The following is a 22,222-nucleotide window of genomic DNA, read 5'->3' as shown; positions in this document are numbered from 1 at the left end:
GCCTGACCAGCCTGATCTGTTTGCCGATTTCCCCCTTCTTTGACATCCGATGCCCTGACTCAACGTAAAGCTAGTCAGGGAGAGGAGTCATGGCTGAAGAATGCTATGCTCGGACACACATCCAGCTGCACAGGGGACAATCATGGCAAGTGAACTACCCGCCAGGGCCCAGACCGGGGCCGAGCTGTTCGTCAAAGCCCTCGAGAATGAAGGGGTGAGGTACATCTTCGCCGTGCCGGGCGAAGAGAATCTGGATCTGTTGGAGGCCCTGCGCACGTCCAGCATCCAGCTGGTGCTGAATCGACACGAACAGGCCGCCGGTTTTATGGCCGCGACCTATGGCCGCTTGACCGGGCGGGTGGGGGTTTGCCTGTCAACATTGGGGCCGGGCGCGACCAATCTGGTGACCGCAGCCGCCTACGCCCAGCTTGGTGGTATGCCGATGATGATGATTTCCGGGCAGAAGCCGATTAAATCCTCAAAGCAGGGGCTGTTCCAGATTCTGGATGTGGTCGACCTGATGCGTCCCCTCACCAAATACACGCGTCAGATCAGTAACGCCAACACGATTCCCGCGAAGGTGCGTGAAGCCTTCCGTCTGGCGTCGGAGGAACGTCCCGGTGCCGTGCACCTGGAGCTGCCGGAAGACATAGCGTCAGAGCACCCGGAACCGGATACTCATATCTTTGAACCCAGCGATGCGCGGCGCCCGTCCGCCAGTGAGAAAAGCCTGGAGATGGCGTGCGACATGCTACGCAAGGCCCGGCATCCGCTGATCATGATCGGTGCGGGTGCGAACCGAAAACGCGTGTCCCAGGCCCTGATCCATCTGGTCAACGTCACCGGTATTCCTTTTTTCACCACCCAGATGGGCAAGGGCGTGGTTGACGAGCGTCACCCACGGTATCTGGGCAATGCAGCCCTGTCGGCAGGAGATTTTGTCCACTGCGCCATCGACCACGCCGACCTGGTTATCAATGTGGGTCACGACGTGGTCGAGAAACCTCCGTTTTTCATGAAGGCCGGCGGCAAGCAGGTCATCCATGTGAATTTCAGTGGTGCCGACGTCGATCCGGTTTACTTCCCTCAACACGAGGTGGTGGGGGACATAGCCAACAGCGTGGAGTACATGGCGGAGCACTGCGGCCATTGCGCCAGCCACGATTTCTCCTGGTTCATGGACGTCAAGGCAGCAGTGGACCGGCATCTGAAGGACCGGTCGGACGACGACCGTTTCCCGGTGATTCCCCAGCGCATCGTCAGCGATGTACGCCGGGTGATGCCGGAGGACGGCATCATTGCCCTGGACAACGGCATGTACAAACTCTGGTTTGCCCGCAATTACCCGGCCTACGACAACAACACCGTGCTGCTGGACAATGCCCTTGCTTCCATGGGGGCAGGCCTGCCCAGCGCCATGATGTCAGCGATGCTGTACCCGCATCTGAAAGTGATGGCGGTGTGCGGTGATGGCGGGTTCATGATGAACAGTCAGGAAATGGAAACTGCCGTGCGCCTGAACCTCAACCTGGTGGTGCTGGTCATCGACGACAGCGCCTATGGCATGATCAAGTGGAAACAGAGGCAGGAGGGCTTCGAAGACTTTGGGCTGGACTACCGGAATCCGGATTTCGTGAAGTACGCTGAGTCCTATGGCGCGACCGGCCACCGGATAGCGCGCACCGAAGACCTGCGTCCAACCCTGGAGCGGGCGCTGGCCGAAGGCGGGGTTCATCTGGTGGACATCCCGGTGGATTACAGCGAAAACCGCCGGGTGTTCGATGAAGAGCTGGCGGACCTGACCTGCCGGCTCTAGGCGGTGTATGATGCCTACCCCGATTTTGAAATAGAGGAACCCCTGGCATGATCCGTTCGCAGTTGCGAGGCCTCGCCGCCGCATTAATGCTCGCGCTCCTGGCGGGCTGTAGTAATCCTGAAACGCCCCAGGAAGTCGCCGAGGCTTTCTGGCAGTCGGTCGTCGAGAACGACGCCGATGACGTTGCCGAATTCTCGACGCTGGCCGATGCCGCGCAATTCGACGGGTTTGGAATGGATTGGCAGGGGGTTTCCATTGGCTGGGGCAGGGTGGTCATCGATGGTTCCAGCGCAACCGTGGAAACACGCTTTCTCAGCGCCGGTGATGGCGAGGAAGCGGGTCGCAAAGTCCTGACGTTTCTCGAGCGCAGGGACGACGAATGGCGAGTCGACTATGAGCGCACGCACCGGGTGGTCACCGAACGCTCAATGTTCGACGGTGTTATTGGAACGCTTAATGACCTGAGGGACCGCCTGAGCGATAGCATTAACAGGTCGTCGGACAGCATGGGTGACCGTCTGGACGAGATGGCCAGGGAGCTGGAAGCGCTGTCGGCGGAAGCGGAAAAACGCTCACGGGAAGCGCTTGAGGGGTACGGTGAAAAACTCCAGAAGCACATTGAGGAACTGACGGAGTCCATCGAAGAGGCATTGAAGGACAGGCCTGATGCCAGCCCCCGGGACCGTGAGCTGCTGGAGGCTTCCCGGCAGGACCTGAGCACGCAGGGTGAGCGTCTGGATGAACCGGACCTTCGGGCTTTCGCCGAGAGCAGTCGGGCGGTTACCCAGACCCGGTTCCGGCTGGCAGAAGTAGATCAGGCGCGTTTCGAGGACTATCAGGATGATTGGCAGGACTGGATCGAGGAGATCGAAGAGGATCTCTCCGACCTGATGGAAGAGATGACTGCCGGGCAGGGTTAACGGCCCGGCAGTCATTCCTGGGCCACGCCATCAGAAGAACAGCGTAAAGCCGGAAGACAGCTCGATGTTGTGGGTCAGCTGTGACTCGCGAATGAGATCGCTGGTGAACATGTGATCCCGGAAATCCACGTGAACCGTCAGCCAGTCCAGCAAGACCACCCGGAACCCGGTGCCCAGAGTGGTGGTGAAATTGCTCTCACCGCCAAACTCGGTATTGCCGACACCGCCGACCACGTAGAAGGCGGAGTTGAAGGTCAGCGAGTCACTGAAAAACACTTCGCCCGGGAAAATGTTATAGCCGACAAGGAAGTCGTAGTAGCTGTAGTCCCGATCGGAATCGCTCAGTAGCCTTACGTTATCGCCACTGAGTTCCTCGAACGACGTCAGACCCGCCTCGGTAAACCCGTAATTAAACTGCAGGAAGAAGTCCTCGGTGGCATGGAATGCCGCACTGACACCCAGCAACGGTTCGCTGCTGAAGTTGTCGATCGTCATCATGCCGGCGAAGGCGCCAATCTCGAAAAACTCCGCATCGATATCCGCCTCCTGGATACTGCGGGGTTTGACCTCAGGTGCGATCACTTGCACCGGCGCCGGTTTTTCACTGTCCCCCGTTTCCTGTGCAGTCGCCCATTGTGGAATGGCCAGCGAGCACGCCAGTAGCAGTGCCTTGCCGGTCCCGTAGTCAGAGAATCCTGACCTCAGAAGAAGGTGTTCAGACCGATTTTCCATTCACTTAAACCTGTGCTGTCTGAATTGGAGGAAACCGAATACACGCGGTACTCGGCACGAACAAGAAAATTGCGACCGATGTAATAACTCAGGCCGCCGCCGACGTTGAACGCGTCCGCATCGCCAAGGTCGCTCAACAGAACCTTCTGGCGGGCGTCGAACGAAAAGCGGGAAACCCCGGCCAGGGCATAGGGGGTCAGGTCCCAGCGGTGGAAAGGCTCGATGATCAGGTTGGCGCTGTAATAGTCACTGGTGACCGAGCGGTTGTAGATCTTGCCCGCCTCCAGTTCCGCGCCCAGCCAGGTGAGGGGCCGGTAACCGACCGCCAGGCTGAAGCTGGTGGACTGTTCAAACAGGCCGGTGGTGAAGCCCACGCGCCAGCTGGAGGCCAGGTATTCGCCATGCCCCACCTCGGGCAGGTCGGCCGGAAGCCCGGTCGGCAGCAGGGTGCGCCCGAGCTGGGCGGCCTTGGTCCACCCTTCCTCGCCAGAGGCAGAGCGTACCTTGTACCAGTTGGTCTTGCGCTTCAGCAATTCAACCTGTTCCCCTTTCTCGATCACATGGAACACCGGATAACCCCGGCCCGGTGCCGTGTGCAGTTCAATAAACGGATCCACCACCTCAAGCACGGCGCTTTCATCGTCAAAGGCCGTCTGTGCGTCGGCATCTGCCATCGGCACGGTCAACAAAAGCAGTGACAGGAAAACGTTCCGGCAGAGATTACCGGGGAACGGAGACGGCAAGCTTGTGATGGTGTCTGTGATCGCGTTCATAAGTTCGATGCCGATGCCCAACAAGTTTGTTAAATAATGTGAACTAATGTAAAGAACTGTTTTTATTGAAAAAAAATGGATATGTGATGGAACTCTGACGAGCGTTCGGGCGTTCAGCAATAGTCCATGCGTCGTTTCGCGAAGGGAATCACAGAAACTTAATCGAAAGGCAAATGATTAAGTTTTATTTGGAAAACCTGTGCTAGCTTATTTAACGGAATTTAACGAATGAAGCATGTCCCAAGAAAACTGACCGTCCGGTCAACCAAGAGCCACCAAAAAAGAGCTTCCCGGACAGAGTCGGTCAACTCAAAAGTCAGTCCCCTGATTGTTCACGGTGAATTGTCAGCGCCAAGCCGGCGATCTGGCACAGGAGCAGGATGGTGACGTCTCAAAAACCGTGGTCTGGTAACGGACCGGCAACAAAGAAATCAGTCTGGGCGCGGGTCGGGCTTCTCTCCCTGATGCTTTCTGCGGGTAGCCACGCTGTGGCAAGCGAAGACACGGCTCCGCAGAATCAGGACAGTGCTGGAGTCGGTGCACCCGCGGCTGCGCTCGACCAGATCATTGAAACGCCGATGTCGGTTCGCAAAAGTCGCGAGCGGGCGCAGCGTGCAGTCAATGAATTGTCCCGCGACATCCAGGACCTCAAACAGTCCGTGGTGGTCCTGAACAAGGATCTCCGGGTGCTGGAGGAAGACCTGCTGTTCCCGGCGAACACCCGTTTTCACGTGTTCCTGTCGTTGAACGTGGGGGAGTTCTTCCACCTCGAAGGGGTTGAGTTGCGGCTGGATAACGAAACCATTGCCTCCTACCTGTACAGCGAAGAGGAGCGCGTGGCGCTGGCCAAGGGCGGCATGCATCGCCTGCATCTGGGTAACGTCAGTGCCGGCGAGCATACCCTGTCGGCCTTCTTTATCGGGCAGGGGCCCAATGGCCGGGAATACAAGCGTGGCAGCAGCCTTCGCTTCACCAAGGCGCAGGGACCCAAGTATGTCGAGCTGAGCATTGCCGACTCCGAAGCGCGGCAACAGCCTGAATTTACCGTTCGGGAGTGGTAAGCCATGATGCTCGCGCGCGCTGCCCATCGAACGCTCAGAGGCGCCCTGGCCGGGCTGGCCCTGGGGACCCTGTGTCTGCCAGCCGGCGCCGCTCGGCCGATGTCCGAGGTTCACGATCTTAAATACGGTGCGATCCTGTTCGAGTTTTACCAGCAGAATTATTTTGAAGCGCTGGTGGAGTATGCCTGGGCCGAGGATAAGGGGGGTGTGCAGAACCACGGCACCTACCCGGAGCTGTTGAAGGGCGGTATCAGCCTGTCCTACGGCCTGGATACCCAGGCCGAGGATATCTTTACCCGCGTTGCCCAGGCCAACCTGACCGAGGAAGTGCGTAACCGGGCCTGGTTCTACCTGGGCAAGATGCAGTACCTGCGGGGCGACACCAGCGTTGCCGCCCGCAATCTGAGCAATATCCAGGGCCCACTGCCGGAAGCGGTGGATGCCGAGTACCGTTACCTGGCCGCTCTGGTGAACGTGAAGCTGGGCTACTTCTCCGCCGGTGAGGCCGTTGCCGACAGCATTGACGATGACAGCCCGTTTGCTCCGTATTTCTACTTCAACCTGGCCATCGCCTATGGCGCCCAGGAGAATTCCGGCCGCGCGATCGCGGCGCTGGAAAAGGTCATTGATCTGGACGACGGCAGTGAGGAGCTTCGCCGTCTGGCCGACCGCGCCCGTATGGCGCTTTCCTTCCTCTACGCCGGCCGGGACGATCAGGCCAATGCGGCACTGCAGCTGTCCCGGATCAGCAGTACCGGCGCCTATTCCAATCGCGGCCTTCTGGGCGCCAGCTGGATGGCCATTAACGAAGGCGCTTTCCGCGATGCCCTCGGCCCGCTGGATGTGCTGACCACTCGTTCCATTGCGCTGCCGGAAGTCCAGGAAGCGATTCTTCTCCAGCCCCATGTCTATGAGCAAATGGGGCTGAACGGTCGGGCGGCCCAAGGCTTTATCGACGCTGATCACAAGTTCCGGGACGCCCTGGACTGGCTCCAGAAGGCCAGGCAGTCACTGGAGCACGCGGATGTGATGGAGCTGTTTGTCCAGAACCTTGATCAGGTCCTGGGGGAAAGCGACTGGTTCGGTGCTGCGCCGTCGGTCTCCGTCAACCATCTCTCGCCGTTCCTGGTCGAGTTGATGTCGGATCACAGCTTCCAGTCCGTGCTCAAGGATCTGAGAGACCTCTATGCGATTCGCAACAACCTCGAAAACTGGCAGGCGCGACGGGATGATTTCGACGTCATTCTGGCCGCCCGCGCCGGCAGCATTGACGGTGAAAGCCATCGCCAGGGCCTGTCCCGGCTTGCTCGCCAGGTGAGCGAGAGTCGCCAACGCTATCAGGCGTTGGCCGGCCGGATGGACAGCCTCGCGCCGGATGCGCAGGAACGTCTGAAGTGGCAGCTCGAGGACCTCGCCTTTGATATTACCCGGAGCGAGAACATGCTCGAGGCGCTCAGCGGTGCCCACACCATTTCCGGGGGAGGTCAGTTCAGTCAGGCGGTGGTCCGGATGATGGCGCAGGTCGATGACCAGATGGTGCGCACGGAAGGTCTGATCACTCGTCTTGAAGACGTCATGCGCACCCTGGTGGCGACCGAACTGGATATTCACGAACAGCGCCTGCAGCAGTACCAGGTCGAGGCTCAGCTGGCGAAGGTCCGGATCCTGGACCGTTCGCTGAAGGATCTGGAAGTCATCGAAGAGGACGGACAGTCGCCGGAGTCCGCTGCGGCCCCCGCAGAACAGGCGGAAGGAGGCGATCATGCGATCTAGGATTCTGCTGCTGACCCTGTTTATTGGCGGCTGCGCCAACTTCGATGGCGGCCCCACCATTGGCCGGATTCAGGAAAACCATCAGCCGTTGGCGGATATTCCCCTGCCGCGGGTGATGCATGAAGACGTTCGCCGCGAGTACCGGGAACTGCTGAAAACCATTGAGGACCGGAAGCTCAAGGAACAGATCGAGCGCCGTATTGCCAGTGTTTACATGCTGGAAGGAGACTACAACCAGTTGCGTGGTGTGCTGCCGGGCGACAACGGCTATTTCCCCGACGCCATCGATGCCTACCAGGAACTGCTGCAGAAGTACCCGGATTCCGAGGAGAACGCCGAGGCCATGTATCAGCTCGCCAAGGCCTACGACCTGGATGGTCGGGACCAGGACGCGCGAACCGTACTGAAGCAGTTCATCCAGGACCATCCGCACTCCGGGCGACTGGCCGAGGTCTATTTCCGCAAGGGCGATATCCATTTCCGGCATGAGGAGTACGAGCAGGCGGAACAGGCGTACAAGGCGGTAATCGCCCTGGGCGGGGATTCGGCCTTCCTGAACAACTCCTATTACCTGTTGGGCTGGTCCCAGTACAAGCTGTCGGATTATGACAACAGCCTGATGGCCTTCTCCCAGGTTCTGGACCGGCTGGTACCGGAAGACGGCAAGGTCGAGAAGCTGGATAACGTCAACCGCTCCCTGGTCGATGACACCTTGCGTATCATGAGTGTCGGCCTGGCCTACGCCGGCGGCGCCTCGAAAATCGACAGCATGTTCGCCAATCGGCCGGAGAGCGCCAAGTACACCTGGATTCTCTATTCCAGCCTCGGCAAGCATTACCTTGAGAAGGAACGGTACGAGGATTCGGCCTCATCCTTCCGGGCCTTCGTCATGCAGAACCCGGACTCCGACCGCGCGCCGGAAATGCACGCTGACATGATCCGCGCCTATGTGGATGGCGAATTTTCCCAGCAGGTGCTGCCGGAAAAAGAAAGCTACGTTCGCAACTACGGTATCCGGTCTGAATTCTGGAAAACCAAGTCCGCGGACATCAAGGCCAAGGTTATTTCCAACCTCAAGACTTACATCGACGAGCTGGCGCGGCATTACCACGCCACCGGTCAGCGCCTGAAGCGTGAGCTGGCGGAGGGCACCGTGGCCGCTGCCGCCAAGGTAGCCAGTGTCTCGGAACAGCGCACCAGTTTCCTGAAGGCGGCCGAGTTCTACGGCGAATACGAGCAGACCTTCCCGAACGATCCCCGTATCCCGGAAATGGTGTACATGCGCGCCGAAGCAGCCTTCGACGGTGGCGATTACCCGACTGCCATCACCCATTACGAGCGCAGCGCCTACGAATTCAAACATCCGAAGTATGGTCCGGACGCCGGCTATGCCGCGATCATTGCCTACCAGAAAGAACTGGAACGCCTGATCGATGCCGGTGGCAAGGGGGCGGAGAAGGTCACCGCCTGGCGCAGCAAGGGCGTCGACAGCCAGCTGCGGTTTGTCCAGGCCTACCGGGATGACGAGCGTTCCGGTTCGGTACTCGCCAAGACCTCCGAGGAACTGTTCGCCCTGGGTCGCTATGAACGCGCCCTGGAAGTGGCCACCAGCATTGTCAGCCGCGAAGGGGATGTCGACCGGGAGTTGAACCGCACGGCCTGGGGTGTCATCGCCCACAGCCAGTATGAGCTGGGCCGGTTCCCGGAAGCCGAAGCCGGTTATCGCAGCCAGCTGCGCTACATCGATGGCAGCGACCCGCAGTTCGCCGAAGTCACCGAGCGCATGGCCGTCACCATCTACAAGCAGGGTGAGCTTGCTCTCGAGGCGGATGACCTGGCCGGTGCCGTGGATCAGTTCCTGCGCATCAAGGTGGTGGCGCCAAGAACCGACGTGCGGGTGATCGCTCAGTTTGACGCCGCCACCCACCTGATGACCCTGGAAAACTGGGACCCGGCCCTGGCGGAAATGAACGAGCTGCGCCGGCTCTTCCCCAACCACAAGCTGGCCGCGGACCTGCCCCAGAAGATTGCCTGGGCCTACGAGCAGGACGAGCAGTGGCTGAAGGCCGCACGCGAGTATGAAGACATCTACCGCAGCAACGCCAAGGCCGACGTGCGCCGGGATGCGCTGTTCCTGTCCGCCGAGCTGTATGAAAAGGCGGGCGAGGACCAGCAGGCGCTCACGTACTTCAAGAAGTGGGCCTTCGATTACGAAGAACCCTTCGACACCCGCATGGAAGCGCGCTACCACGTGGCCTACCTGTACAAGCGGATGGATGACCTGAACCGCCATCTTTACTGGTTGCGCCGGGTGATCGACGGCCACAACAAGGCTCCGGCCAACTGGCAGAGTGACCGGTCGGCGTGGCTGGCGGCCTGGGCCAACAACGAATACGGCGACTACTGGCGCATCGAGTTTGACCGGGTCCGGCTCCGTCATCCTCTGAACAAGAGCATTCCCCGCAAGAACGAGAAGCTCAAGAACGCCCTGGACCGGTACCAGAAAGCGGTTGGCTACGAGATGGCCGGGCAGACCACCCGGGCCACGTTCAATATTGCCGATCTCTACGGCCAGTTCGCCCGCGAGCTGATGGACGCCCCGCGACCGAGTGGCCTCAGCCAGCTTGAAGCCATGCAATACGAACTGGTGCTCGAAGAACAGGCGATTCCGTTCGAAGACCTCGCGATTGAGGTACACCAGGCCAACATCGAACGGTCCTGGGGCGGCATGTTCAACCCCTGGATCGCAAAGAGCTTCGACGCAATGGCGAAGCTGAACCCGGCTCGATTCGACAAACAGGAAGTACAGGTGGCGTATGGCGATGGTATCCGTTAAGCCCTGGCGCGCGGGCGCATTCATGACCGCGGTTCTGCTCTCCGGTTGCGCCGGACTGGGCACTGTCGGTGGTGTGGATAACGCCCCGGAAGCCCCGGAAGCCCCGGCCAAAAAAGTGGTGGAGAGCAAGCCGGCGAAGCCGAAGGACGATGCGGCCAGCCAGCGCTACCTGCCCAAACAGGCGTACGATGCGCAGGGCAAGAAGGTGGCGTACGTGCCGGCCCCGAACCCCTATACCAGTGCCTCGGCCCCGGTGCCGCCCGAGGCCGTCACCCGGTTCCGTACCGCAAACGGCCTGATGGCCGACGAACAATACCGGGATGCCCGAAAGGCGTTCGAAGCCATTACCCGGGACTATCCGGATCTGTCCGGGCCCTGGCTCAAGCTGGGTGAACTGGCGGAAATCGGTGAGCGCATGGAGCGGGCGGAGAAATCCTACCGGAAGGCGCTGGCGGTCAATCCGGAGAATGTAAACGCCTACCTCGCCCTGGCCATGTTCCAGCGGCGCAGTGGCGATTTTGAAGCCGCCCGCGACACCTATGTTTCAGCGCTGGAACTCTGGAAGGACTTTCCCGAGGCCCACCTGAACCTGGCGATCCTGTACGACCTGTACATGAACCAGCCGGCGTTGGCTCAGCCGCATTTCGAGGCCTACGACTTCCTGACGAACGGCGACAACCCGCAGGTGGCCGACTGGCTGATCGAGATCCGGCGCCGCACCGGCATCGAGACCAGCTTTATCGACAATCCGCCGCCGAAGAAGCCGGAGGAAACCGTTTCCGCGGAGCCCATGGCGGCGGAGAAGAGCCCGGAAGCCGAAAACACTGAAGAGAAAGGCTAGGAGATCGCCATGCTGAAAACCAGAGCGCACCTCGCCGTTATCGCCGCCCTCGCGTCACTGACCCTGGCGCCAGGCGCCTCGGGGCAGGACAAGATTGACCTGGAAAGCACCTTTGTCGGTGACAAGGAGCAGCCCTCGGTCAGTTACTTCATTCCCTGGAAACCACCGGAAGGGCCCGATCAGCTTTACCGGTCAATCACCTCTGTGTCCGGCAAGGTGTTTGAAGTGGTGGACCGGGATATTCACTCAAGAACCATGCAGTTCTACGACGAACTTTCTCTGGAAGCGCCCGCGGGCACGTCCGAGTAAAGCAACAACCAAAACCGATCTATTCGATTAGCGACGTGTGGAGTACCCATCATGAACTTTTACTCAAGCATTGTTTCATTCTTCCAGGAAGGCGGCGCCTTCATGTTCCCGATTGCGCTGGTGCTGATGGTCGGCCTGGCTATTGCCGTTGAGCGCTGGCTGTTCCTGAAGCGTGCCTTCCATTCCAACAAGCACGCCTACGGTGAGCTGCTGCCTCTGATGAATGAAAACAAGTTCGACGAGGCCGAGAAAGTGGCCCAGGACAACGGCTCTGCCATTGGTCGTCTGGTCGCCGTGGCGCTGGACACCATGCGCGCTTCGCCGCGTCGTGACGACATCCACGCCGCCATGCAGGAAGGTGTGATGGAAAGCATTCCACGCCTGTCCAAGCGCACCAACTACCTGTCCATTCTGGCCAACGTCTCCACCCTGCTGGGCCTGCTGGGCACCATCATCGGTCTGATCGCGGCGTTTACCGCAGTGGCCAACGCCGACCCGGCGGACAAGGCCACCCTGCTGTCGCAGTCCATCTCTGTTGCCATGAACACCACCGCATTCGGTCTGATCGCGGCGATCCCGTTGCTGCTGATCCATTCCCTGCTCCAGAACAAGACGCTGGAAATCGTCGAGAGCATCGAGATGGCCGGTGTTAAGGCCCTGAATACCATCGTTCGCAGCAACCGTCGGTCTGTTAATACGCGTGAATCCGACGCCTGATCGCAGCAGGTAATTCGTTATGTTTGTAAAACGCAGAGAACCTGAAGAAGCAGACATTGATATCACCGCGTTCATGAATCTCATGATCGTTCTGGTGCCGGTGCTGCTGATGAGCATGGTGTTCAACCACATCTCAATTCTCGAGCTCAACCTGCCCGATCTGACCGGTTCCCAGACCGCCAGTGCCGAGGAAAACCGGCAGCTTGAGGTGGTGGTGCGGGAGTCCGCGATCGAGGTCTACTACCCCAGCGGCAACCTGGTGAAGACCATTGACCGGGTCGAGGCCACGGACGATGGCAAGGAGGCGCATCACGATTTCCGCGCCCTGTCAGATGTCCTGCAGGAGATCAAGCGCCGGCTGGCGGCGAAGAACATCGCCAAGAAAGATGCCCTGTTGCTGTCGGAGCCGGGGGTGACCTATCAGTCGCTGGTCTCGACCATGGATACGCTGCGCTCGGCCAAGACCGTTGTGGTTGCCGAAGCCGTGGATGTGGAGCTGTTCCCGGACATCTCCCTGGGTGATGCACCGACGAAGAAAGGAGGGAAGTCATGAATGAAAAACTGACTTCCTTCGGCCTCCAGGGCAGCGCCAAGGCATTCATGAAGCCGGCCAAGCTGAACCTGGTGTCCCTGATGGACATCTTCACCATTCTGGTCTTCTTCCTGCTGCTCAACTCCGGCAGCAATGAAATCCTCAAGGTCAACGATGTTGTCCTTCCGGATTCCACTGCGGAAGAGCGCCCCAAGGAGACCACCGTGGTGACCATCACCGAGGAGGACATCCTCGTGGACGGCCGCCCCGTTGCCACCATCAACGAAGTGATCACGTCCAATGGCCTGATTGACGGGCTGATGGAGGAGCTTCGGTTCCAGGCCACCAAGCGCACGGAGCTGACCGAGCGCGAGAAAACCCTGGGACGGGCGGTAACCATTCTGGGTGACCAGGAAATTCCCTACGAACTCCTGAAGCGGGTGATGTTGACCTGTGCCAAGGCGGATTATCGGGATCTTTCCATGGCCGTTTCCCGCGTTTCCAGCAACAGCGGCGCCTAACGGAGGGAATCGATGACTGCAATGACAACAACACCCTACGAATTCGCTCTGCCCTGGGACGCCAGTGGTGACGAAGACAGCCGCTTCAAACGCATTCTGAAACGACTGTTGCTGTTGCTGCTGTTGCTGGCCGTGGTCTTTCCCTGGCTGCCACTACCGGAAATCGAGCGGGAGGAAAAGGAGCGGGTGCCACCCAGCCTGGCCAAGGTTCTGATCGAACAGCGCAAAATAGCACCGCCGCCACCCCCGCCGGAGCCGGTCAAACAGGAAGAGAAGACTGAAACGGTCGAGAAGAAAGCCGCTCCGGAACCGGCGCCGGCCAAGGAAGTGAAGAAGGCCCGGGAAAAGGTCTCCAAGATGGGTGTGGCTGCCTTTTCCAAGGAGCTGTCTTCACTGCGCAGTTCTCTGGACGTGGCGAAGCTCCAGGCCCGGAACACCAACGTGAAAACCGGTGCTGCGGCCAAGGCCGCCCGCTCGGTACTGGGCGCGACCTCCGCGACCAAGACCAGTGGCGGCGTGAACAGTTCGGTGATGAACGATTCCGGCAGCGGAACACAGCTGGCGGCGCACTCGTCCACTTCGGTTGATAGCCCGATTGGCAGTGGCACCGGAGGTGGCGGCAGTGGCAGCAGCGGCGGCGGTTCCCATCGCTCAAGCGTTGACGGTGGTCGTGACATGGAATCCATCCGCCGGGTTTTCGAACAGCACAAGGGCGCTATCTACGCCTTGTATAACCGGGCGCTGCGAAGCGATCCGGGGCTCAAGGGCAAGTTTGTGTTCCATATCGTGATCGAGCCGGATGGCAGCATCTCCAGCATCAATCTGGTGGACAGTCAGCTGGAGGATCAGAAGCTGGAACTCAAGCTTCTGGCCCGGATTCAGATGATTTCCTTCGGACCGGAGGATGTCGCAGCCACACCGGTCAATTACAAGTTCGATTTTATGCCTGGTTAAAGGTCAAGGGGCTCCGGCCATTCCCGGTCGGAGTCTGATTGTCCTCGGATGTTCAGGCAGGGGAGTAGGATCATGCATACATTTCAAAGGAAGGCCCGCGGCCTCATGCTGGCTGGTCTGGCCGCAGTCGGGCTGAGCGGTTGCTTTGAGGGGGAACTGAGCGAAAACGATCAGAACATCCTCTCTGACCAGCCCTTTGCTTACGTGGTCCGGGATTATCCGGATATGGGGGATACGTCGTCACTCAATATTCGACCGCCCCTGGATCCACGTGCGCCCTATGCGTTCAGGCCGGGGGCGAAGCTGATGGTGCGTGATCGAATAGCCCTGAGTTCCAGCGAACGCAGCATCCTTGATGACTACTTCGGTAGTACCGGATACGACGTCAAGGATCTGGACGTCTCGCCGGACGGCGAACGCATGGTCTTTGCGGCTCATGGTCCTGCGGGCAATGGCTCCCACAACACCTGGAACATCTACGAATACACCTTCGCGACCGGCAAGATTCGCCGTGTCCTGGCGGAGGACGATCTGGCCAACGCCGGTGAGGACACCAACCCGACCTACACCAACGAAGGCAAGATTATCTTCTCGTCGTCGCGGCAGCATGGTCGCGGTGACTGGCGACTGCTGGATCTGCGCGAGTATCTGGAAGACTTCAATGAGCCGGCATCGCTCCTGCATTCGGTGAACCCGGACGGAACCGAGCTTGCCCAGATTACCTTCGGCCAGTTCCACGACATCGAGCCGAGCACCATGAACGACGGCCAGGTCGTCTTCATTCGCTTTGGCCGCCTTTATGAAACGCTCCAGGACTGCACCCTGGAAAACATTGATAACCCCAACTTCAACCAGCAGCCCCATGGCGGTGGGTACGGTCAGGGTAACGGCAGCAAATTCCCGTCCGGCCTCGAAGAACCCAAGGAATGGACCGTTGAAGACAAGTGCGGCGCCTCGCTGGCCGGCCAGGTGGAAGGCGAGCGCGTGTTCGTCGAGGACGTGCTCAGCATGTACCGCATCACGCCCAGTGGCGGCAACGTACACCGCTACTTCGGCAGCCTCAGTGAGGAATTCTCCGACGCCTCCTTCATCCACTACATGGATCCGATCCCGCTCGATGATGGCAACCTGTTGACCATCATGCGCCACGTCTACAACCCGGTTTACGGTGGCGATGTGGTCATGGTCAACAGCCAGAACTTCTTCGCCGTGGGCAAGCCCGTGGACGAGAGCGTCATTGGTGAGGCGGAAGAATCCATGACGCCGGGGCTGGTGAACTTCTACCCCAACCAGGTGTCGCCCGCGGGCTGGTACAGCGCCGTTGCTCCCTATGGCGACGGGTCCGGCCGACTGCTGGCCAGTTGGGCCCAGTGCCTGACCTCGGAGGCGGAAATCACGGGGGTTTGTGAAGGCTCCTCGACCGTCGACAATCTGAGCGATCCCCAGTACGGCATCTGGATGGTGGACCCGCAGCAGAATACGCGGCTGCCCGTGGTTCAGGGCCACAAGCGTGCGCTCTATACCGACATCGTCATCGCCGATGCCAACGAGCTGGCCCAGCCCTACACCGGCGATCAGCACACCCTGAACCTGGAAGAAAACACCGCCCTGTTCCACATTCGCAGCGTCTACGACATGGACGGGGCCGACATGGCGGAATTGTACGACGGCGGTATCGAAACCCGTCGCGATCCCTCGCTTACGCGCCCGGACGACCGGTCTGAACGGTTTATCCGCGTGCTGGGCAAGCGCGACATCCCGCCGGAGCTTGAGCAGGCCATCCTGACCGATCCAGTTCTCAACCCCGCTGATGGACCGCAGCCTCCGCTGGGCCTGACGCCGCTGGTGGGCTCCGGTAACCGGGCGCTCTACGATGTACTGTCCTACGCGATGGTGGAGCCGGACGGTTCCGCGATGGTGAAAGTACCGGCCGACACCAGCTTTACGTTCGAGGTGGTGAACAAATACGGCAAACGGGTCGATTTGATTGCCGCTGAGGATTACAACTACAACTACCTGACCCAGCACCCGCAGTCGCTGCTGCTGGAGGATGGGCAGTTGCTGAAGTGTTACGGCTGCCACGATCCGGAAGTGGACATTCCCCACGCCCGCACGGACATCGAGCTTGCCTCGGCCAACCCCGGCGCACCGGGCGATGCCATGCCATTCCCGAACGCGAATCCTACGATCATTGCCTCGAACTGGAAAGACACCATGGCCGAGGCCCTGCTGAACTCGCTGGGTCAGTTGACCACTACCTGGGCGGACACCGTTCGCTACGAGGACTACTGGAGCAATCCGCCGGACGATTCCCTGGCCTTCGAGATTCCCTACGCCGACCTGAACACGCCTGCGCCGGTTACCGACGTGTCCTGCCTGACCAACTGGACCAGCGACTGCAAGGCCACCATCAATTATAAGGAACATATCCAGCCGATCTGGAACAGCTGTCGGGTCGACCCGAACACCGATTCCGTTACATCGTGTCAGAACTGTCACCGGGCGGCGGAGAACAAATCCTGTGCCGAGGGCGGCGGTGGCGGCGGTGCCAGCACCAACCTGTTGCTGGGCAACGGCAATGCCTCCTGGGATGGCCGCCAGCTTGAATCCTATGTCGAGCTGTTCGAGCCGGATTACTATCTGAAGCAGGAGAACGGCGAGTGGGTTGAAGTGGATCCAACAGTCGATGGTGCCTGCCCTGAAGGGGTTCAGGGTGACCTGACCGTGTTGCCGGACCCGGGGGTCTGCTTTGCACGGCGGTTGATGAGTGCGCGCGGCGCGATCGCCAGCGCCCGCTTCTTCAGCCTGTTCGATGACGACCCCGATGATGACCTGTACCAGGTGGAAACCACGGGGACCGCGGCCATCAGGCAATCCCACATGGGCATGCTCACCGACGCGGAGCTTCGCCTGATTGCCGAGTGGCTCGACAGTGGTGCCCACCTGTACAACGACCCGGAAAAATTTGAGTTCCCGACACCATAAGAAGGATAAGAAACGTGACAGTTGCAGTAAGCCAGAGCGACATCATAGACCTGGACAACTGGGCCGCCCCGAATCTTGAGTTACAACGCCCGGGGTGGGAACTTCCACCCCGGGAGTCGTGGCAGGTAAACAGCAAATTCCGCCAGACCAACGTGCGTGCCAAAACCAGCACACTGTTCAAGCGGTTTAATCAGCACTATTTGTCGATTACCACCCACCGCCGTAAGAAGGAGTTGCCGGAGCAGGTGCTGGACCTGACCTTTGTTGACCCAGCGCCGAGGGAAGTGAAGGACAACCGGTACAAACTCTGGTTCGTGGCGATTTGCCTGCTGACCGTGCCAGCGGCCATCTATTCGTTTCTGCCGGCTGCGCCACTTTGGCTCCTGGCGCCGGCAGTTGTGGCGCTGGGGCTGATGGCGCTGGCCCTGCGCCTGCGCAGGCACTGCTACGAATTTGTGGCGTTAAACAGTGATGTGGTGCTGTTTCGTTTGGATGCCATGGTGTCCGACGAAGCCCGCCTGACCAGCTTTATCGAGGGGGTTCGTGCCGGAATTGCCCGGGGCCAGGCCCAATTACCGCCAGGCAAGCGACGCATTCCCCTGGCGGTAGCGGAAATGCGCCGGTTATCCGAGGAGGGAATGATCTCCAGAGAGGAATACGAAACCATCAAGCAAAACTGGTTCGGGTTCTAGCCGGATTCCCTGGCGCCCCGCAACATAGCCTGCAACAGCTCTTCGGCATCGAACTTGGTCAGCGCCTCATTGGCGCCGACCTGGTTCGCGTAACTCAGGCTCATCTCGCTGTTCAGTGAGGTGTGAAGAATCACGTAGGGCGGTTTCAGGGCCGGGTTGTCTCGTACGTTGAACGTGAGTTCGTAGCCGTCCAGCCCGGGCATCTCAATGTCGCTGACCAGGATGTCGATGGGCCTGCCCAGTTCGTTGTTCTTCAGCAGAATCTGCAGCGCCTCGTCACCGTTGGAGGTGACCTGATAGGAAATGTCCTTGCTGTCCAGAACGTCCGACAACTGTTTGCGGGCCACCTGGGAGTCGTCCACCAGCAGAATGTTCAGGGCCTTCAGGGTTTCGCTCTCAACGTCGGTGAGCGTTACATCCCGGGTCACCAGTGATTCCGGGTACACCTTGGCCAGCAACAGCTCGACATCCAGCAACTGGATGATGTCCCCATCCACGTCCAGTAGGCCGGTGATGAACGCCCGGTCCCCCAGTGCCTTGGGGGGCGGCATCACATGCTTCCAGTCCGCTTCGATGATCTCGTGCACACCCCGCACCAGGAAGCCGATCTCCTGACGCTGAATGTCGGTGATGATGATCGACGCTTTCTGCTGCTCCTCCGCAGTGAGCGGAGGATTGCCCACCGCCGCGGCCATATCAATCACCGGCACGGCGGAGCCCCGGAAGGTGGCCGTGCCAATCACCGCAGGGTGGCTGTGGGGCAGCTTGCTCAGCCGCATGAACGGAAGAATTTCGCGAATTTTCAGTGTGCCGATCCCGAACAGGCGGGCACCGGACAGCCGAAACAGCAGGAGTTTCTGGGCCTGTTTCGTTTTGCTGGACATACGGCTGGATCCTTTCAAAAACAAAGCCCCCGGGCTCGGGGGCCTGCTGGCATAACGATTAAGGATAGCCCGGAGAAACGAAAGTAAGCCGACGTGCCTCAGGTGTGTCGCCATAGTAGCAGCCATGTCCTGAAGCAATATTCAACAGCTTTGTTTCAAATGGTGACCGGGCCTTTCAGAGGTTATCGACCGGAACCGGGAAGTCATTAGGCCGGATAGGTCACCCACTGGCCCATAATTGGCTACGCTTTAGGAATCACGATCCCTTCGATGCGATGCGCCTTGGCCTGGCCCGCAAGCGTCGCCAAAACGAATCTGGAGGTCTCTATGAAACCTCGCCAAGGGCGCAACCATTCCCGTTCTGTGCCGCATTTTACAGACCTGCAGGGGGTCTGGCGTTCGCAAGGTTACGGCAAAATACTGGCCATAGAGGGTGATCGGTACACCTTGTTTGAGGAAACGGCCATCAGCTGCCTACCGCTTTACAGGGGCACTCTTGAAGAACTCGGACATCATTACGAGGATCTGGCAGTGTCTCCGGCCGGTCAGGCGTTCAGTGCCCACCGGGTGAGTGGTGTGGCGCGCATTGGCTTTCGCCGCCTGGCCGCCTTACCCGCCCACGCCGATGACACCCCGAAACAGGACCCGGCGGACCCGGAGTACAATTTCGAAATCTTTTGGCGGACCTTCGACGAGCAGTACGCGCTGTTTGAACTGAAAGGCGTGGCGTGGGACCAGGCATACCACACCTATCGCCGGCAAATTCATTCCGGCAGCTCACGGGAAACGCTGTTTGCCACCATGGCTGCCATGCTGAGGCCGCTCAAGGACGGACATATCCGATTGCACACGCCCTCGGGCCATTACAATGCCGGCGCCCACCCCGCACTTTATCAGCGGCTGACACGGGAACTGGAAGACGCCAGTGATGACCGTGAACTCACCAGCTACCTGGGTGATCTGAAAGAATGGCTCCACGGCCTCATCCATGAGGATTATCTCGTCAACGGAGTTAATCACGGCGGCAACCGCCTGGTGGAGTGGGGCCGCCTCAGTGATGGTATCGGCTATCTGAATATCCGTGCCATGGCTGGCCAGAGTGGTAAGACCGGCGAACCCGCAGCTGATCTGAATGCTATTGACGGCGTGATGAAGGCGGTACTCGCCGATGTCGGCGAACTCCCCAATCTGGTTGTCGATCTCCGCAATAACGGCGGGGGCTACGATGGCGTTGCCCTGCGGTTTGCCGCCTACCTGATGGATCGAAAACGGCTCGCTTTCACCAAGTCAGCCCGCCATGGCAACGGTTTTACCGGCAAACAGGCCATCTATGTTAACCCTGCCTCGGAAACCTACAGTGGCAACCTGTTTGTGCTGACCAGCGAGCTGACGGCCAGTGCCGCGGAAATCTTCGTACTCTCTTTGCTTCAGCACCCCCGCCTCACCCTGATTGGTGAGCCTACTCACGGCATCCTTTCTGACACCCTGGAGCGCCATTTGCCAAACGGCTGGCACCTGACCTTATCCAACGAAATCTACCGGGCCTCCGATGGCCAGGTTTACGAAGACGTGGGAATTCCTCCCCATATCCGTCTGCACTACCTTGGCCGAAAGGGGCGCGAGGAGGGCAGGGATCCGATGCTGGAGAGGGTGTTGAAGCTGGTCGGGGGGTGATGGTTGCGGTTTGCATGCTGACTTTATGGGGGCGTAAACGGAAAAGGCCCTGAAATCAGGGGCTTTTCTATGGGTGTTTGGTGGAGACGGCGTCTACTTAAGTTCCGATTTAAGTGCTTAAAAATAAGGAAACTTTTTTATTTTTATTCTATTAGTACCCCCAAAAATACCCCCCCTTCTATTTGGATTGATCTGGGGGTCACTTTTGAAAAGCAATGGAAAACCTTCCTTTCCCGTGTTGTCCTCTGTGATAGTTCATTTGGCCGAGAACCGAGTGGCCCCAGTGGTAGAAGTCACGTGATTTAAAAACATTCTGCGGAAAAGCGTACGCTAACCAGTAACTGGAATTAGATAACTGCTGTTCCCGAAACAGGACTACTTGGATTCCTCCCGTATCGTATCCAGCAGATATTGGCTTGTTTACTTTGAGTTTCCGGACGGAAACTTAAGTCTAGTCGACCCTACGCACCTAATCCGTTGATAACCTCTCGATGAGTTTGTACGGATCGCAAAGAGGACTCTTAAGGCAAGCATCGAGGTACATACCCTCCAGTTTCTTCCTGTCCTCTTCTAATCGTGATGTTGGGGTAGGGCATTCGGGCAGGTTTCCGGGATCCGTGAGATAGATGGTTTTTTCTTCGACGAAGTTTGGTCCATCAGTTGGGTTTTTGATGGATATTGCCAACTGAATTTTGGCGTTACTCCTCTCAGATTGGATTGCTTCTGCCTCGCTCATGCTTGTCATAGTAATGCTTGGGCTCGAAAGGCCGATAATGTCCGGGTGACGTGATGGGCTCGGCTTCGGAAAACGGCAAAAATCGACGACAAAATATCCAGTTGATAGGGCGTTAATGTGAATGGGGAATTCGTCGTTAACTTCGGTGCTGACCTCTACGTTGTCGCTGGATGTGAGCATTATTCTACCAAATGGTAAACGTTTGCCCCAAGTTGAAGTGCCGATGGAAAAGGGAATGCCACTTGAGGGGATTTCTTCTCCAGTTTCGTAGTAGCCCGTCAAATTAAGATCAACCCAACGAATATCCATTGGAAAATTGTTTTGATTGGTGATTTCGATATGGAGTTCGGCGGTTGAATCGGTCCGTTTCTTATCGTATTCGATAAGTGGCTCCACCCAACCGCGCATCACTTTGGGCTAGGTGCAGTAATCCATTCTTGGCGGAGTTTGATCGATTTAACCATAACCTCAAAGAGCTGGTCTCTCTGGGCTTGGGTCAACTCGGGGCGCTCGTAGAAGGCAAGAGTGGTACAGAAGGTATCCTGGAAAGCCGATTTCACTTTGGCCTCTTCGCCAGTCACAATGGATTTGTAGACGGCTGTGCCTGTGACGTTGTTCTTGGTGCTTCTGGTTGTGCCAGCTCCGATCTCTGCGGATGCGTCGATCTTCTTGAGCTCTTCTGTGCCTGCTGCCAAGGCAGCGTTCAGTTCGCTGCTTTTCTCCACTGTCTGATCGTACGTCAAGTTCACAGTCTGATCCCTGTACCTGTCAAACGGTACGCCCTTGCACTCCTTCTTGAAAACAATGCTTTCTTCTGGCGGGGTGGCTCCAGGTTGTGTGTTGTTCGAAGCGCAGGCGGTCAGGAAGATAGGAAATAGAATGCAGAGGTAGGGTTTCATAGCCACGGTTCCTTATGGCGAGTTATTTGTTGGTAGGGAACTGCCGTGTTACTACCCGGTGAATACAATCATCCTATATAAATATATGCTAATCGCAAACACTGTCGTATTTTCGCAGGTGGTTTCCGGCCGGAGACGTTGGACTGATCGATGGATCTTGGCGGTCCCTCTGGGTATGGTTTCAAAAGAGAAGGGTGAAATCAGGGGCCTGTCTGTTGCACTTCGTTCAGAGGGTTTAGTGAGAAGCGAAAACGCCATGATTCGATTTTATGGGGCAGAGATTTACCATCGCGGATTTGTGGTGGCCTTTGCCGCGGGCGACAAACTTATAAAGCGCTACTTGTACACCAAGTAAGTGCCAGACAAGATTTGCGCGCTTTAAATCAGAAGCATCTTTGCTAGAGGTCCGTCAATCAGACCTCGGTGAGAACCATGCCGGCCCCGGGGTGGGCTTGAAGAACCTGCAGGGCTTGGTTTCATTAATCCTGTTGTTCCTATCGGCCCCCTGGGCCCGCGCAACCGTTTAAGGAGCTGGTCGGCAGGAGATGGCGTAGTGCTGGCCGAAAT

General features: G+C 58.6%; 19 protein-coding genes. 14 read left to right on the top strand and 5 right to left on the bottom strand.

Annotation, left to right across the window (positions count from 1 at the left end):
- Window positions 1–142 precede the first annotated feature (142 nt).
- Both K0B93_RS09315 and K0B93_RS09310 read left to right on the top strand, forming a co-directional pair.
- On the top strand, window positions 143–1,816 hold the full coding sequence (locus K0B93_RS09315) for an acetolactate synthase large subunit (protein ID WP_219866946.1): 1,674 nt from the start codon (window positions 143–145) through the stop codon (window positions 1,814–1,816).
- Between the two features lie 47 nt (window positions 1,817–1,863).
- A complete protein-coding gene (locus K0B93_RS09310; protein WP_219866945.1) occupies window positions 1,864–2,736 on the top strand; it encodes a hypothetical protein in 873 nt (290 codons plus the stop codon).
- Between the two features lie 30 nt (window positions 2,737–2,766).
- Here the strand turns inward: K0B93_RS09310 and K0B93_RS09305 are convergent, their stop codons facing one another.
- Window positions 2,767–3,468, bottom strand: a complete 702-nt coding sequence (locus K0B93_RS09305; RefSeq protein ID WP_228743334.1) for an outer membrane beta-barrel domain-containing protein — start codon at window positions 3,466–3,468, stop codon at window positions 2,767–2,769.
- Window positions 3,438–4,241 carry an SH3 domain-containing protein gene (locus K0B93_RS09300; protein ID WP_219866944.1) on the bottom strand — a complete coding sequence of 268 codons (804 nt, stop codon included), beginning with the start codon at window positions 4,239–4,241 and terminating at the stop codon, window positions 3,438–3,440. The genes K0B93_RS09305 and K0B93_RS09300 overlap by 31 nt, the downstream gene beginning before the upstream one ends.
- Window positions 4,242–4,621: 380 nt before the next feature.
- Between K0B93_RS09300 and K0B93_RS09295 the strand changes: the two genes are divergently transcribed.
- The 11 genes from K0B93_RS09295 (at window position 4,622) to K0B93_RS09245 (ending at window position 17,462) form a co-directional block, all read left to right on the top strand.
- Window positions 4,622–5,302: a hypothetical protein gene (locus K0B93_RS09295; protein ID WP_219866943.1), complete on the top strand. Its 681-nt coding sequence runs from the start codon at window positions 4,622–4,624 to the stop codon at window positions 5,300–5,302.
- Between the two features lie 3 nt (window positions 5,303–5,305).
- Window positions 5,306–7,075, top strand: coding sequence for a tetratricopeptide repeat protein (locus K0B93_RS09290; RefSeq protein ID WP_219866942.1), 1,770 nt, complete (start codon window positions 5,306–5,308; stop codon window positions 7,073–7,075).
- Complete coding sequence (locus K0B93_RS09285) at window positions 7,065–9,911, top strand: tetratricopeptide repeat protein (protein ID WP_219866941.1); 2,847 nt, start codon at window positions 7,065–7,067, stop codon at window positions 9,909–9,911. The genes K0B93_RS09290 and K0B93_RS09285 overlap by 11 nt, the downstream gene beginning before the upstream one ends.
- Complete coding sequence (locus K0B93_RS09280) at window positions 9,892–10,752, top strand: tetratricopeptide repeat protein (RefSeq protein WP_219866940.1); 861 nt, start codon at window positions 9,892–9,894, stop codon at window positions 10,750–10,752. The genes K0B93_RS09285 and K0B93_RS09280 overlap by 20 nt, the downstream gene beginning before the upstream one ends.
- A 9-nt stretch (window positions 10,753–10,761) precedes the next feature.
- Window positions 10,762–11,061 (top strand): hypothetical protein, encoded by a 300-nt coding sequence (locus tag K0B93_RS09275; protein ID WP_219475177.1) that lies wholly within the window; start codon window positions 10,762–10,764, stop codon window positions 11,059–11,061.
- A 51-nt stretch (window positions 11,062–11,112) separates the two neighbouring features.
- Window positions 11,113–11,778 (top strand): MotA/TolQ/ExbB proton channel family protein, encoded by a 666-nt coding sequence (locus K0B93_RS09270; protein WP_219475174.1) that lies wholly within the window; start codon window positions 11,113–11,115, stop codon window positions 11,776–11,778.
- A 19-nt stretch (window positions 11,779–11,797) separates the two neighbouring features.
- Window positions 11,798–12,331, top strand: a complete 534-nt coding sequence (locus K0B93_RS09265) for an ExbD/TolR family protein (RefSeq protein ID WP_219866939.1) — start codon at window positions 11,798–11,800, stop codon at window positions 12,329–12,331.
- On the top strand, window positions 12,328–12,831 hold the full coding sequence (locus K0B93_RS09260; protein ID WP_219866938.1) for an ExbD/TolR family protein: 504 nt from the start codon (window positions 12,328–12,330) through the stop codon (window positions 12,829–12,831). The genes K0B93_RS09265 and K0B93_RS09260 overlap by 4 nt, the downstream gene beginning before the upstream one ends.
- Window positions 12,832–12,843: 12 nt before the next feature.
- A complete protein-coding gene (locus tag K0B93_RS09255) occupies window positions 12,844–13,785 on the top strand; it encodes an AgmX/PglI C-terminal domain-containing protein (RefSeq protein ID WP_219866937.1) in 942 nt (313 codons plus the stop codon).
- 72 nt (window positions 13,786–13,857) lie between these two features.
- Window positions 13,858–16,770 carry a hypothetical protein gene (locus K0B93_RS09250; RefSeq protein ID WP_219866936.1) on the top strand — a complete coding sequence of 971 codons (2,913 nt, stop codon included), beginning with the start codon at window positions 13,858–13,860 and terminating at the stop codon, window positions 16,768–16,770.
- A gap of 14 nt (window positions 16,771–16,784) precedes the next feature.
- Window positions 16,785–17,462 (top strand): hypothetical protein, encoded by a 678-nt coding sequence (locus tag K0B93_RS09245; RefSeq protein ID WP_219866935.1) that lies wholly within the window; start codon window positions 16,785–16,787, stop codon window positions 17,460–17,462.
- Here K0B93_RS09245 and K0B93_RS09240 read toward each other — a convergent pair.
- On the bottom strand, window positions 17,459–18,346 hold the full coding sequence (locus tag K0B93_RS09240; protein WP_219866934.1) for a chemotaxis protein: 888 nt from the start codon (window positions 18,344–18,346) through the stop codon (window positions 17,459–17,461). The genes K0B93_RS09245 and K0B93_RS09240 overlap by 4 nt on opposite strands.
- Window positions 18,347–18,673: 327 nt before the next feature.
- On the opposite strand from K0B93_RS09240, the gene K0B93_RS09235 reads away from it, so the two are divergent.
- Window positions 18,674–20,020 (top strand): S41 family peptidase, encoded by a 1,347-nt coding sequence (locus K0B93_RS09235; protein ID WP_219866933.1) that lies wholly within the window; start codon window positions 18,674–18,676, stop codon window positions 20,018–20,020.
- Window positions 20,021–20,489: 469 nt separating this feature from the next.
- Here the strand turns inward: K0B93_RS09235 and K0B93_RS09230 are convergent, their stop codons facing one another.
- Together K0B93_RS09230 and K0B93_RS09225 are read right to left on the bottom strand one after the other, a co-directional pair.
- Complete coding sequence (locus K0B93_RS09230) at window positions 20,490–21,152, bottom strand: hypothetical protein (protein WP_219866932.1); 663 nt, start codon at window positions 21,150–21,152, stop codon at window positions 20,490–20,492.
- 11 nt (window positions 21,153–21,163) lie between these two features.
- The gene (locus tag K0B93_RS09225; protein WP_219866931.1) at window positions 21,164–21,655 is read right to left on the bottom strand and encodes a hypothetical protein; all 492 of its coding nucleotides are present in this window, start codon (window positions 21,653–21,655) and stop codon (window positions 21,164–21,166) included.
- Window positions 21,656–22,222 lie beyond the last annotated feature (567 nt).

It is taken from the genome of Marinobacter sp. F4218 (genome assembly GCF_019443085.1).
GTDB lineage: Bacteria > Pseudomonadota > Gammaproteobacteria > Pseudomonadales > Oleiphilaceae > Marinobacter > Marinobacter albus.
Note: the sequence above shows the minus strand (reverse complement) of the source record. Positions and strands in the feature narration are given on the sequence as shown.